Annotated in this window: 14 protein-coding genes; 7 read left to right on the top strand and 7 right to left on the bottom strand. The window is 63.7% G+C overall.

Annotation, left to right across the window (positions count from 1 at the left end; genetic code table 11):
* Nucleotides 1-606: an LON peptidase substrate-binding domain-containing protein gene (locus tag ACM61V_RS02105; RefSeq protein WP_419713772.1), complete on the top strand. Its 606-nt coding sequence runs from the start codon at nucleotides 1-3 to the stop codon at nucleotides 604-606.
* Nucleotides 603-779 carry a Trm112 family protein gene (locus ACM61V_RS02100; protein ID WP_137785432.1) on the top strand — a complete coding sequence of 59 codons (177 nt, stop codon included), beginning with the start codon at nucleotides 603-605 and terminating at the stop codon, nucleotides 777-779. The genes ACM61V_RS02105 and ACM61V_RS02100 overlap by 4 nt, the downstream gene beginning before the upstream one ends.
* Here the strand turns inward: ACM61V_RS02100 and msrA are convergent.
* The 4 genes from msrA to pabB all read right to left on the bottom strand — a co-directional run bounded on the left by msrA (nucleotide 763) and on the right by pabB (nucleotide 4,843).
* A complete protein-coding gene (gene msrA, locus ACM61V_RS02095; protein ID WP_171007466.1) occupies nucleotides 763-1,455 on the bottom strand; it encodes a peptide-methionine (S)-S-oxide reductase MsrA in 693 nt (230 codons plus the stop codon). The genes ACM61V_RS02100 and msrA overlap by 17 nt on opposite strands.
* On the bottom strand, nucleotides 1,455-1,595 hold the full coding sequence (locus ACM61V_RS02090) for a hypothetical protein (RefSeq protein WP_171007465.1): 141 nt from the start codon (nucleotides 1,593-1,595) through the stop codon (nucleotides 1,455-1,457). The genes msrA and ACM61V_RS02090 overlap by 1 nt, the downstream gene beginning before the upstream one ends.
* Nucleotides 1,596-1,790: 195 nt before the next feature.
* Entirely contained in the window at nucleotides 1,791-2,990 is a 1,200-nt protein-coding gene (locus tag ACM61V_RS02085) for a pyridoxal phosphate-dependent aminotransferase (protein ID WP_137785431.1), read from the bottom strand.
* Between the two features lie 62 nt (nucleotides 2,991-3,052).
* Nucleotides 3,053-4,843, bottom strand: a complete 1,791-nt coding sequence (gene pabB, locus ACM61V_RS02080; protein WP_137785568.1) for an aminodeoxychorismate synthase component I — start codon at nucleotides 4,841-4,843, stop codon at nucleotides 3,053-3,055.
* Nucleotides 4,844-4,932: 89 nt separating this feature from the next.
* Here pabB and ACM61V_RS02075 point away from each other — a divergent pair, with 89 nt between their 5' ends.
* Entirely contained in the window at nucleotides 4,933-5,595 is a 663-nt protein-coding gene (locus tag ACM61V_RS02075) for an MBL fold metallo-hydrolase (protein ID WP_137785430.1), read from the top strand.
* A gap of 81 nt (nucleotides 5,596-5,676) precedes the next feature.
* Here the strand turns inward: ACM61V_RS02075 and rpoZ are convergent, their stop codons facing one another.
* Nucleotides 5,677-6,021 (bottom strand): DNA-directed RNA polymerase subunit omega, encoded by a 345-nt coding sequence (rpoZ, locus tag ACM61V_RS02070; protein ID WP_137785429.1) that lies wholly within the window; start codon nucleotides 6,019-6,021, stop codon nucleotides 5,677-5,679.
* Between the two features lie 118 nt (nucleotides 6,022-6,139).
* Here rpoZ and ACM61V_RS02065 point away from each other — a divergent pair, with 118 nt between their 5' ends.
* The gene (locus ACM61V_RS02065; RefSeq protein ID WP_137785567.1) at nucleotides 6,140-7,285 is read left to right on the top strand and encodes a phospholipase D-like domain-containing protein; all 1,146 of its coding nucleotides are present in this window, start codon (nucleotides 6,140-6,142) and stop codon (nucleotides 7,283-7,285) included.
* 25 nt (nucleotides 7,286-7,310) lie between these two features.
* Here ACM61V_RS02065 and ACM61V_RS02060 read toward each other — a convergent pair whose 3' ends face one another.
* Complete coding sequence (locus ACM61V_RS02060) at nucleotides 7,311-7,931, bottom strand: class I SAM-dependent methyltransferase (RefSeq protein WP_137785428.1); 621 nt, start codon at nucleotides 7,929-7,931, stop codon at nucleotides 7,311-7,313.
* A gap of 133 nt (nucleotides 7,932-8,064) precedes the next feature.
* On the opposite strand from ACM61V_RS02060, the gene ACM61V_RS02055 reads away from it, so the two are divergent.
* A complete protein-coding gene (locus ACM61V_RS02055; RefSeq protein WP_137785427.1) occupies nucleotides 8,065-8,400 on the top strand; it encodes an antibiotic biosynthesis monooxygenase family protein in 336 nt (111 codons plus the stop codon).
* A 41-nt stretch (nucleotides 8,401-8,441) separates the two neighbouring features.
* The gene (locus tag ACM61V_RS02050; RefSeq protein WP_137785566.1) at nucleotides 8,442-9,710 is read left to right on the top strand and encodes an MFS transporter; all 1,269 of its coding nucleotides are present in this window, start codon (nucleotides 8,442-8,444) and stop codon (nucleotides 9,708-9,710) included.
* A 5-nt stretch (nucleotides 9,711-9,715) separates the two neighbouring features.
* On the opposite strand, the gene ACM61V_RS02045 is transcribed toward ACM61V_RS02050, so the two are convergent.
* Nucleotides 9,716-12,007: a CDC48 family AAA ATPase gene (locus tag ACM61V_RS02045; protein WP_137785426.1), complete on the bottom strand. Its 2,292-nt coding sequence runs from the start codon at nucleotides 12,005-12,007 to the stop codon at nucleotides 9,716-9,718.
* A gap of 304 nt (nucleotides 12,008-12,311) precedes the next feature.
* Between ACM61V_RS02045 and ACM61V_RS02040 the strand changes: the two genes are divergently transcribed.
* Entirely contained in the window at nucleotides 12,312-13,205 is an 894-nt protein-coding gene (locus ACM61V_RS02040; protein WP_137785425.1) for a LysR substrate-binding domain-containing protein, read from the top strand.
* The last annotated feature ends 51 nt before the right edge of the window (nucleotides 13,206-13,256 follow it).

Here is a 13,256-nt window from a genome sequence, read left to right as displayed (position 1 = left end):
ATGAGCCGGCTGTCTATCTTTCCCCTCGCTGGCGCGATCCTCTTTCCGGGGATGCATCTGCCGCTGCATATCTTCGAGCCACGCTATCGCGCGCTGGTATCGGATGCGATGGCGCGCGATCGTCGGATCGGGATGATTCAGCCGCGCGGCGAGGGTGATCCGCCGCCGCTCTATGAGCTGGGCTGTATCGGCCGAATTGTGGACGTCGAAATGCTGGACGACGGGCGCTCGAACGTCGTGCTTGAAGGGCTGTCCCTGTTTCGTGTCGTGCGCGAACTCGACGTGACCACGAAATTTCGCCAGGTCGAGGCGGAAATAATCCCAACGTGCGAAAACGAAGCACTTTCGCTCGCAGCGCGGGCGGGTCTTGAGCTTGAATCGAAACGCTTCGCTGAGGCGCAGGGCTATGCGGTTGACTGGGATGCGGTGGGTCGGCTGGACGATGCCAGCCTCGTCAACGGAATCGCGCAGATCGCGCCATTCGATGCGGCGGCCAAACAGGCGCTGCTTGAGACACCGACGATCGCTGATCGGGCCGAACTGGTCGTCCAGCTCCTGCAGTTCTTTGGCCGGCACGACGGCGAAGATCGCGTTACGCTGCAATGATCGATGCATGGTTGCTCGAAAAGCTGGTGTGCCCGCTTACTCGCCAGCCGTTGCGCCATGATGAGGCTGCACGTGAGCTGATTTCCGACGCCGCCGGCCTCGCTTATCCGATCCGCGGCGGCGCGCCGATCATGCTGGTGGAGAACGCCCGCCCGCTCACTTCGCCAGATTAGGGAAGGCCGCGCGGAAGGCGGCAACCTTCGGTTTGTCCCATCGCACAATGTAGGGATGCGTCGGGTTACGATCGTAAAAATGTTGATGATATTCTTCAGCCGGGAAGAACTTGCCCTGCTCGATCCGCGTGGCGATTTTTCGCGGCCAGATGTGCGCCGCACCTAGCTGTCCGATGTAGGCAGTAGCCGCCGCGCGCTGGGCATCCGATTGCGGAAAAATCGCGGAGCGATAGCTTGGCCCACTGTCCGGCCCCTGCCGATCGACTTGCGTCGGGTCATGCGCGACAGAGAAATATACGCGCAGCAAGGTGCCATAACTTACTTGCCGCGGATCAAACTCGATTTGAATAGCTTCCGCGTGACCAGTATCTTCGCCGGAAACGCTGGCATAGTTGGCCGTCCGCGCCGTGCCGCCCGCATAACCCGCCGTGACGGAGCGAACGCCCTTTACCCGCTCGAACACTGCTTCCATGCCCCAGAAACAGCCACCGGCAAGCACCGCCGTCTGCACACCAGGGGTTAAGGGAACATCTTTTGCCGCAGGCGGGATGATTACAGCGCGTTCCGCGGCGTCAGCCGAGACGGGGGAGCATCCGATCAGAAGCGCGGAGATCGTCAGGGCGGATAGAGAACGGTTCATGGCCGTAATATAGGGTGCCGATCGGCGGCGCGCCATCACCGCGAGGCGGTGTGCGCCGGGGCAGCGGGTAGGGCCGTTGTGGCGGAGACGGGGTGTAATGCGAACAGGCCGACCGCCCCGATGACGAAGCCGCCTGCGAACTGCCACAGGAAGGTGGATTTAAGGAACCGGCTCATTCGCGAAATCTCTCTTGGATTTTGATCATGCCGATGCGCGTGATGCAGCATCGAAAGGCGGAACTACTTTAACGTGTCCAGCTGAACTTACGCTGGCGGCGCCGTTCATCTAGCGATGCACAGATAGGGACTCGCGCGTTGCAGCGATATTTCAGCGATCGAAACGCTGTGTTTCGCCGTTGAAACCTGCACGCCTCACTTGAGGGCGGCGCAGGCAGTCTGTATCCGCCGACATGCCTCGCGCAGCACGTCTTCGCCGGTAGCGTAACTGATGCGCATCGCGGGAGAGAGGCCGAATGCCAGCCCCTGCACTGCGGCGACGCGCGCGTCCTCGAGCAGATAGCCGACGAAATCGCTGTCGGTGGCGATTACCTTGCCGCCGGGCGTCGTCTTGCCGATCACGCCCGAGACTTCGGGATAGACATAGAAGGCGCCTTCAGGGCGGGGACAGGTGATCCCGGGCGTGTCGTTGAGCATCGAGACGACGAGATCACGGCGCGATTTAAACGCGGCGTTCCGCTCGACGAGGAAGGACTGGTCGCCGTTCAGCGCAGCCGTCGCCGCCGCCTGCGCGATCGAGCACGGGTTCGAGGTCGATTGCGACTGAAGCTTGGCCATCGCCTTGATGAGCCATTGCGCGCCGGCCGCGAAGCCGATCCGCCAGCCGGTCATCGCATAGGCTTTCGAGCAGCCGTTCACCGTCAGCGTGCGGTCGTAAAGCGAGGGGCAGACCTCGGCGATAGTCGCAAACCGGAAGTCATCATAGACGATATGCTCGTACATATCGTCGGCAAATATCCACACCTGGGGATGCCGTTCCAGCACCTCGCCAAGCGCCTTGAGCTCGGCCACGGTATAAGCGGCGCCGGTCGGGTTCGAGGGGGAATTGAGGATCAGCCACTTCGTCTTGGGCGTGATCGCGGCTTCGAGCATCGCGGGCGTCAGCTTGTAACCTTGCGCGGCGCCCGCCGCGACAATCACCGGCGTCGCCCCGGTGAACTGGACCACATCGGGGTAGCTCACCCAATATGGCGCGGGCACGATCACTTCGTCGCCCGCGTTGAGTGTCGCGACGAGCGCGTTGAACAAAGTATGCTTTCCGCCGACGTTCACGCTGATCTGCTGCGTGCTATAATCAAGGCTGTTGTCGCGCTTGAACTTGGCGACGATCGCCTCCTTCAACTCCTGCGTGCCGTCGACATTCGTGTATTTCGTCTTGCCGTCGCGGATCGCCTGAATCGCGGCTTCCTTGACGAAATCGGGCGTATCGAAATCAGGCTCACCCGCACCCAGCCCGATCACATCCACTCCCGCGCGTTTCAGTTCCAGCACCTTGGTGGTGATGGCGAGCGTCGGCGAAGGGCTGATGCGGTCGAGCGCGGCGGAGGGCTTCATATCGGCGTGCCTTTTGAAGTTTCACGAAACGGCAACTGCGCGTCTCGCTTATGTCGCGCGGCCTATAGCGTTCGCCGTTCCGATTTCGCAACTGCAACAGCCGCCGGCATCAACCCGCGCAGCGCGTTTCCGACGAAAAATCCCGCCGCAAGGTCTGCCACGGTGAGATCGCCTTCCACTGCGCGTGCGTGCGCGATCAGCTCGGCACGGAGGACGCCGGGGAGCAATCCGCGCGCCAGCGGTGGAGTGACCAGCGTGTCGCCGCGCGGGACAAAGATATTGGTGAAGCTGCCCTCGGTGAGAAATCCCTCGGGATCGACGAACACCACTTCGTCGGTGCCGGCCGCGGTGCGCGCGACGTCATAGAAGTTGCGGTCACTGGTCTTGTGGCGCAGCCGAAAATCCTCGCGCGGCACCGGCAGATCCACCACCGCCACCTCAATCGGCGCGCCGGGCGATACCGGCGGCGGGCCGATCTCGATCGCGACCCGGCCAGACCGCGCCGCCAGCAGCCGCACTTTGGCGGCATGACGCAAGCGGAACGTGGCGGCCTGAAGCTCGTTGCGCGCCTCATGGCGATCGAACGCGAAGCCAAAAACCTCGGCGCTCGCCTTCATCCGCGCGAGATGGGCCTCCACGCGCGCCACGCCGGCCTCGGGATCGAAGGCCATGGTCTCGATAAGGTCGAAGGAACGTGCGTCGTGCGTCAAGAAAGCTCCTTTGGCGAGCGCCTCATCCCATTCGGCGGACGCGCGGGAATCCGCAACGATCCCACCGCCGAGCCCGATCGTGGCGCTCCGCGTGCCCTCCTTCGCCGCTGCGGCATTCACAAGCAAGGTGCGGATCGCAACGTTGAACTGCGCGTCCTGCGGAGCGTCGATCCGCCCGATCGCTCCCGTGTATGGGCCGCGCGCGATACCACCTTCTACCTCGTCTATCACCTGCATCGCACGTACCTTGGGGGCGCCGGTGATCGAACCGCACGGGAACAATGCCACAAGCACGTCGATCGCGTCCCGCGCCGGATCGAGATCGGCAGTGACGGCGGATGTCATCTGGTGGACGGTTGGATAGCGCTCGACAGTGAACAGTGCCGGCACTTTGACGCTGCCGGGAATGGCGACGCGGGATAGATCGTTGCGCATCAGATCGACGATCATCAGGTTTTCGGCGCGCTGCTTTTCGTCTGCCTCCAGGGCGGCGGCGGCAGAGATATCGCGCGCGGGATCGGGATCGCGGCGCGCCGTTCCCTTCATCGGGCGGCAGGTGATGCGGCCCGCCGACATATCGAAGAACAGTTCTGGCGAAAAGGAGAGGAGCATCTCGCTCCCGGTCTCAACGACTGCCCCCCAGCCCGCGCCGGCCCGGCACCGCACAGCGGCGTACAGAGCGAGCGGGTCGCCAGCGAACGGAACGCGCGCGCGAAAGGTAAGGTTCGCCTGATAGATGTCGCCCGCCGCGATCAGCGCGAGGACGCGGTCGATCGCCGCGTCATAGTCGGCGCGCGTCACCATCGGCTCGGGCACGCCGACCCACGCTCCGGCGGGATCGGGGAAGAGCGCCATGGGGTCGAGAATCTCGGTGAATCCGTCGAACACGCCGAACCACAATAGCGGGCTCGCGCTGGCGCGCGCGGCCACGTTGCCTGGTTCCAGCACGTGCCCGGCCTCATATGACAGAAACCCGGCCGCCTGCTTCCCGCCGGCAACCGCCGCGCGCAATGCTGCTAGCGCGAGGGGCACTTCATCCGCCGTTCGGGCTTCGATCACCGCTGTGGGCGCGGTATAGAGGCGGGCGGGTGCGCCACCGGCGCGCGCGTCGTCGAGCAAAACGAAAGGAGGGCGGGGCAGCATCGCGGCGGTGATGCCCGTCGCATCGCCTTGCGGCAAGGGCAACGAGCGGGCTACGATCGCCGCAACAGGCGTGCCGAAGAGGACTTTCCATGAGCCAACCCGCATTGCGCGCGATGATCGTGCCGGTCACCGCGATCGAGCAGAATTGCACGATCATCTGGTGTACCAATACGATGAAGGCGGCGGTGATCGATCCCGGCGGCGATATCCCGCGCATCAAGGCGGCGATCGCTCAGGCCGGTGTGACGGTGGAGAAGGTGCTGCTCACGCATGGCCATATCGATCATGCTGGCGAGGCGAAGCCGCTTGCCGACGAACTTGGCGTACCGATCGAGGGGCCGCAGGAGGCGGATCGCTTCTGGCTCTCGCGGCTGGCCGACGACGGGCGCAACTGGGGCATTCGTGGTGTGCCATTCGAGCCGGATCGCTGGCTGGAGGATGGCGATACGGTGACGGTGGGGGAACTTACGCTAGATGTCTATCACACACCTGGCCACACCGCCGGGCATGTTATCTTTCACCACGCGCCGTCGAAATTCGCGCAGGTGGGCGACGTGTTGTTCCAGGGATCAGTCGGGCGCACGGATCTTCCGCAGGGCGATCACCCGCAGCTGATCAATTCGATCGTGACGAAGCTCTGGCCGCTTGGCGACGACACCACGTTCATTCCCGGTCATGGCAAAGCCAGCACCTTCGGGCACGAGCGGCAGTGGAACATGTTCGTCAGCGACGAGGCGTTGTCGGCAGCCTGAGTGGGGATAAAACAGAAAAGCCGCGACTGCCATAATGACTGCCGCGGCTTTTCTGCCTGTGCCGATCAGTGAAGGTTTAGATCAACCTTCGTAATCGGCGCCGAGATTCTGGTTACGTGGCGGCGCGGCGGCGGTAAGGCGTAGCGCTTCGGCCGACGCGGCAAGGCTGCCAACGGCATCCGCCTCGTCCTCGTCGTCGATCTGAACGCGTTGCAGGCTTGCCACCAGCGATTCCTCAAGGCCACCCGGAAGCACGGTTTCCTCGGCAATCTCGCGCAGTGCAACGACGGGATTCTTGTCGCGATCGCGGTCGATCGTCAGTTCGGCGCCACCGGAAACCTGCCGCGCACGTTGCGCTGCCAGCAGAACCAGATCGAACCGGTTCGGGATCTTGTCGACGCAATCCTCGACCGTTACGCGCGCCATAGACGCTTTCCTTCGCAAAATTACCGCTGGATGAGACGCTGCGATCTAGATGCTGGCGCCCGCGAAGTCAAGAAAAGCGCGCTTGCCGCTGCTGCTGCTCGCGGCCAACAGTGGCGCGATGAACATGTTCACGGTCGACGGCAACCGCCTCACGCTGCTAACCGAGGGGCCTGCGCGTCTCGATGCGCTGGTGGCGCTGATCGATGGCGCGCGGGAAAGCCTGCGCATCCTGTACTACATTTATGCCGACGACGAATCGGGCAGGCGCGTCAACGCTGCGCTGCTGGCGGCGGCGGGGCGCGGCGTGCAGATCGCGCTGATTGTCGACGGTTTTGGCAGCGAGGCGGCGGGACAGCGACATTTCTTCGATCCGCTGGCAGCGGCAGGGATTTCGGTATGCTGGTTCCGTCCGCGCTTTGGCCGGCGTTATCTGTTGCGCAATCATCAGAAGCTGGCGTTGGCCGATCAGATGCGGATCCTGATCGGCGGCTTCAATATCGCCAACGATTATTTCGCCGCCGACCACGCGGATGCCTGGCGCGATCTGGGGCTGCTTGTCGAAGGACCAGCGGCGGGGAGGATCGCGCCCTATTTTGATGCGCTGCTCAAATGGGTGCAATGTGCGGGTGGTCGAAACAGGCGCGTCGGGCATGCGCTGGCGCGCTGGAGCGAGCCTGTCGGGAAGGTGCGGTGGCTGATCGGTGGCCCGACGCGGCGGCTATCGCCTTGGGCGCGCGCCGTCCGGCACGACATGCGGCGCGCCATGCGGACCGATATCATCGCCGGGTATTTCACCCCGAGCCCGACAATGCTGCGGCGGCTGGATCGCGCGGCGCGACGCGAGGGCCAGGTACGGATCGTCACAGCCGCCAAATCCGATAATAACGCCACGATCGCGGCGGCGCGCTTCACCTATCGTGGCTTGCTGAAGCAAGGGGTGCGAATCTTTGAATATGCGCCGTCGAAACTGCACACGAAACTATATGCGATCGACGACGCGGTGCATATCGGCAGCGCCAATTTCGACATGCGCAGCCTGTTCATCAATCTTGAACTGATGCTGCGGATCGAGGATGCCGCGTTCGCCGCACATGTCCGTCACTACATCGATGGCGAGGTGGCGCGATCGGTCGAAATCACAATGGACGGCTATCGCGCGGAAACCGGCTGGTGGCAGCGCGTAAAGCAATTTCTGGCGTATCTGATCGTGGGCGTGGCCGACCCGACGCTATCGCGCGGGCTGAACTTCGGGATCGATGATTAGCGCGCCGGGCGACGCCGCCGCATTCCTACTCGGCTTCTTTCCAGGCCCAGTACAGCTGTGCCGGCGGCACGTTCCACCATTCCATGGCGTGGTCGATCCGCGTGAAATGTGGCGCGATGAAATCGCGCACCTTCGGACTGAACTGATAGACGAGGAAGGCGCCGCCCGGCTGAATCACGCGCCGCGTAGCCGCCGCGATCGCCGGTCCGACGCCGGCGGGGAGGGTGGAGAAGGGCAGGCCGGACAGCACATAGTCCGCTTTCTCATGGCCATGTTCGCGAACGATCGATTCGACGTCAGCCGCGGAGCCGTGCACCGGGACGAAACGCGAATCTGCGATCGTGTGGCGTAGATAGTTGATGAAATCCGGGTTGGTATCGATCGCGATCAGGGTCGCGTCGGGCGCCATCTTCTCAAGGATCGGGCGGCAGAAGGTGCCGACGCCGGGGCCGTATTCGACGAACAGTTTGCAACGTTGCCAGTCGACCTTGCCGAGCATCTTCTCGATCAGCTTGTCGGAGGACGGTATGATCGAGCCGACCATTACCGGATGCTTGAGGAAACCCTGGAAGAACATCTGCCACGGTCCTGGAACGCCGGCGGGGCGGGAACGCGCGCGGCGAACGGCACTGGTCGAACTGGGCATCGAGCTTCTGTCACTCCCGGACGTCGAATTGAGCGAGATTCCGCCCCCGTCGCACATCTGCCAAACGCTGGGCAAGCGCTATCAGTTGCAATCACGGGGTTGCGTCTGCGCGGCAAGCGCCTAAGCGAGCGGGATGCACGACGGAACGAGCGTGGGTCGGGAGGGGCAGGTGGCGGTGATCTTCATCTCCCAGCGCACTGCGGCCAATGAGGAGGAGTATGCGGCGGCAGCGGCGGCGATGGACGCGCTGGCGGCCGCGCAGCCGGGCTATCGCGGCGTCGATGCCGTGCGCGATGCCGACGGGCGGGGCATCACCATTTCATATTGGGCGAACGAGGCGGACGCGATTGCTTGGCGCGAACATCCCGATCACGCCGCTACACGCGCGCGGGGCCGCGCGGACTGGTATCTGGGCTATCAAGTGATCGTGGCTCGCGTCGAGCGTGGGTATGACTGGATGCGGTCGTGACGCGAGGGTTCGACCGTCGTTTTACACTGTTGTTCCTCGTCATGCTGACGATCGCGGCCGGGAATACCGCGCTGCAATCGGTTCTGCCGGCGCTTGGTCGTTCGCTCGGCGTGATGGACAGCGCGGTGGCGGCGGCCTTTTCGGTTTCCGCACTGCTTTGGGTGATCGCCGCGCCGTTCTGGGCCAATCGATCTAACCGGCAGGGGCGGCGCGCGATGGTATTGCTCGGCATGGGCGGTTTCACCGTCAGCCTAAGCCTGTGCGGGCTGTTCCTCGCGGCCGGAATCAACGGCTGGATAAGCGGTACGGCGGCATTCGTGCTCTTCATTATAGGGCGTTTGATCTACGGGACGTTCGGCGCGGCTGCGCCCCCGGCAGTGCAGGCGATGGTCGCGGGCAATACGACGCGCGAGGAGCGCACCCGCGCGCTCACCCTGCTGGCCTCGGCATTCGGGCTCGGAACGATTTTGGGGCCGGCTATCGCTCCTTACCTCATCTTAGGCCGGTTCGGCACCTTTGAGGTCGGTCTGGCAGGACCGGCCTTTATCTTTGCGGCATTCGGACTCGCCGTGTTCCTGACCGTGCGGCGCATCCTGCCTGACGATCGCGAGCCTGTGGACGGTGTGCATGGCGCCGCTAACGCCTATCCCTCGATCGGCGGACAGTCGACCGGCGCCAGTGTACGCGCTGCGACCGAGCCACCTGGCGAAGAGGTGAAGTTTGCCGATCCGCGCATTCGCGGCTGGATGATCGTGGGGCTGGTCGCGGGGCATGCGCAGGCGATGACCGGGCAGGCGATAGGTTTTCTCGTGATCGACCGGCTGCATCTGGCTCCTTCTCTGGCGCTGGAGCCGACCGGGATCGTGCTGATGATGGGCGCGGGCGCATCCTTGCTCGCACAATGGGGGATAATTCCGCTGCTCAATCTTGCGCCGCGCGCACTGGTGCTGGTGGGGCTGGTGCTGGCGGCGGCTGGCACCGTGCTTACCGGGATGGCGATGTCGCTTTATGGAATCGCGACGGCTTATGCGCTCGCGAGCTTGGGCTTCGGCTTCATCCGTCCCGGTTACACCGCGGGATCAAGCCTGGCGGTAGGCTACGACGCGCAGGGATCGGTAGCGGGGAAGGTAACGAGCATCAACGGAGCCAGCTTCATCCTCGGCCCGTCGATCGGCGTCGGTCTGTACGAGTTGCATCGGCCGTTGCCGTATCTTGCCGCCGGCGTCGCGTGCGTCATGCTGCTTGCCTATTGCTGGAAAAAATTGCGCGATCAGCCGGTCGACACGATTGAGGACGTGCCGGCCGGCTGAGGCGGTTAACGGCTCTTCGATCCGTCGGAGGCGGCTTGCGTGGGCATCGCGAAGCCGATCGATTGTGGCGCATTTGCCTCTTGCTTGAGCCGGGCGGCGATCTGTTCATACTCACGCTCCAGCTCTGGCGTGACACTGGCGCGGGACTCCTTCAGGGCAGCACGGAAATCGGCCATCGTCACTTCCGTCGCCGCCAGCGAGCCACGTAGCGCGATCAGCCCCGCGCGACGCACGACATCTTCCAGATCGGCGCCCGTGAAGTGATCGGTGAGTGCCGCAATCGCATCGAGGTCGACGTCGGCGGCAAGCGGCATTTTCTGGGTCTGTATCGCCAGAATGCGCCGTCGCCCCGCCTGATCCGGCACGCCCACATAGATCAACTCGTCGAACCGGCCCGGCCTCAACAACGCCGGATCGATCATATTGGGCCGATTGGTAGCGCCGATCACCACGACGGACTGCAATTCCTCCAGCCCGTCCATCTCGGCGAGGATGGTGTTGACCACTCTTTCTGTGACCTGCGGCTCGCCCAGCCCGCCGCCGCGCGCTGGCACGAGGCTGTCCAGTTCGTCGATGAAAATCACCGTCGGCGCAACCTGACGCGCGCGCTGGAACAGACGGGCGATCTGTTGCTCGCTCTCGCCATACCATTTGCTGAGCAGATCGCTTGATTTGGTGGCGATGAAGTTCGCCTCCGCTTCGCGCGCGACCGCTTTCGCCAGCAGCGTCTTGCCGGTGCCGGGCGGCCCATAGAGCAGAAAGCCCTTGGCGGGGCGGATGCCAAGCCGTCGGAAAGCGGCCGGATTCTTGAGCGGAAGCTCGACTCCTTCCTTCAGCCGCATCTGCGCGTCGTCCAACCCGCCGACGTCGCTCCACCTTATTGTTGGCGCCTGTACCATCACCTCGCGCATCGCGGACGGCTGGACACGCTTAAGCGCCTCCATGAAGTCGTTGCGCGTTACCGCCAGCGTGTCGAGCACCTCGGCGGGGATAGTGCGCTCCTCCAGGTTGAGCTTCGGCATGATTCGTCGCACCGCTTCGATCGCTGCCTCTCGAGTAAGCGCGGCGAGGTCCGCGCCTACGAAGCCAAAGGTGGTGCGCGCCAGCTCATCGAGGCTGACGGTCTGTTCCAGCGGCATACCGCGCGTATGGATGCCCAGAATCTCACGGCGACCACGCTCGTCCGGCACGCCGACAACGATTTCGCGATCGAACCGGCCAGGGCGGCGCAGCGCCTCGTCGATTGCCTCCGGCCGATTGGTGGCAGCGATGACGACGAGATTGGCGCGCGCCTCGAGCCCGTCCATCAGCGTCAGGAGCTGCGCGACGACGCGCTTCTCCGCTTCTCCGGAAACCTGCCCACGTTTCGGTGCGATCGAATCGATCTCGTCGATGAACACGATCGACGGTGCGTTCTTTGCCGCCTCCTCGAACACAGTGCGCAGCCGCTGCTCGCTCTCGCCATAAGCCGAGCCCATGATCTCGGGCCCGTTGATCAGGAAGAACTGCGCATCGCTCTCGTTCGCGACCGCGCGCGCCAGCCGGGTCTTGCCGGTGCCGGGTGGGCCATGAAGCAATACGCCCTTGGGCGCCTCCACGCCGAGCCGCTCGAACAATTCGGGGTACCGCAGCGGCAATTCTACCATCTCGCGAAGCTGGTCGATCGTCCCGGCCATGCCGCCGATATCGTCATAAGTGACATCGGCGCGCCGCGCATCGCCAGGCTCCTGATATTCTGGGCGCAGCTCCACCTCGGTATTTTCGTCGATATGGACAATGCCCTTTGGGGCAGCCGTTACGACGACCAGCCGGATCTCCTGAAGTGCATATGCTGGCGCATTGACGAACTGCGCCATGTTGGGCGGCATATTTTGCACCCGCTGGTGGCCGGCGGTCGCCACCACGTCGCCTTGGCATAGAGGGCGATTGAAGAAGGTGCGTTTCAGCGCGTTGGTCGAGCCCTGCAGCCGCAAGTTCTGCTGTGCAGGGGCAAAGACGACGCGGGTAGCCGGCTTCGATTCGGTGCGCCGAACCTCCACGAAATCGCCCGAGCCGACGCCCGCGTTGGCGCGTTGCAGGCCGTCGATGCGAACCAGCTCCAGCCCCTCGTCCTCGGCATAAGGACCGACGGCGCGAGCCGGTGTAGATTTCTTTCCGACAATCTCCACGACATCGCCGTCGGTGATGCCCGAAGCCGCCATGAACGCGCGTGGGAGATGCGCGATGCCGTGGCCGGAGTCTTCGGGCCGCGCATTTGCCACCTGCAACTTGCGCGTCGCTTCTTCACTGTCCGCCACTATCGCTCCTTCACATCGCTTCGAATGCGAACATAGAAACGCGCCAGGCCAGTTTCGAGATGCGCAGCCAGATTCACGGCAACTAACCAGCGGGCAAAAAAAAGGGCCGATCGCGAGGATCGGCCCATGAAAGTTTTTAGGAGAGGATGCCTGAAAGGCAACTTTCATATGTGGGGGAGGAGATTATTGTGCAAGTGCGAAATAAATCCACACACATGCATTTTTTGCAATCCAGGTGCGGAGGCGCTTGCGTTGCGAATGGCGGAGAGCGCATGATGCGATGCACAAGAAAGAGCGGGATTTCATGCGTCGCCTGCCCCCACTGACCGCGATCGAGGCATTCGTCGCAGTTGCCCGATTCGGTTCCGTGAAGGCCGGGGCGCAGGAATTGTCGTTGTCCGCGCCGGCGCTTAGCCGCCGCATTCAAACGCTCGAGCGCTTCATCGGGCGCCCGCTGTTCGAGCGTCGCCACCAGTCAATGGTAGCCAACAGCGATGGCGAGCGCTTGCTTGCGCAGGTTGCGCCGGTGCTTGATCAGCTTTCCGATTCGCTTGCGGGCTTGAGCAGTGCGGCGGAGGTCGTGCGGCTTCGGCTCGGCGTGATGCCGCTGTTCGCCTCCCAGCGGCTGTTTCCGAAACTGGGCGAACTGCGGGCGAAACATCCCGAGTTGCATCTCGATATCGACACGGCGGGCCACGCGTTGACGCGGTTGGGCGAGGGGCTCGATGCGGTGATCGTGCTGGCGCGCGATGTCGATCCGACGCTTTACGCGCGGCGGCTGGACCGGAACATGGTCTATGCGATCGGCGCGCGCGGCTTGGTGGAGGGGCCGAAACCGATCGTTCGCCCGGACCAGCTGGGCGATGTATCGGTGCTGATCCACCGCGACATGCCCGATACCTATTCAACCTGGCGGCACGCCGCCGGTCTGCCGGAGGTGGAGCCGGTGGCGATCGATCATTTCGACTCCGGCGCGCTGATGCTCGAGGCCGCGGCTCAGGGGCTGGGTGTCGCCTTCATGCTCGAAAGCCATTTTGAAGACGCGAACGATCCGCGGCTTGTGCGACTGTTCGCCGACATCGAGGTGGAGAGCCCATACAGCTATTGGTTCGTCTGCCGCCCGCGCGCGCTACAGCAAAAACCGGTGCGGATTTTTCGGGACTGGCTGCTCGCGACGCTGCGGCAGGAGGGCGTATAGCGTCATTGGGCAACATCCGGTCGAACCGGATGTTGCCAAGCCATGACAATG

The organism is Sphingomonas sp. TX0543 (assembly GCF_048565505.1).
In the GTDB taxonomy this organism is placed as follows: Bacteria; Pseudomonadota; Alphaproteobacteria; order Sphingomonadales; family Sphingomonadaceae; genus Sphingomonas.
This window is presented reverse-complemented; position numbering and strand designations above follow the sequence as displayed.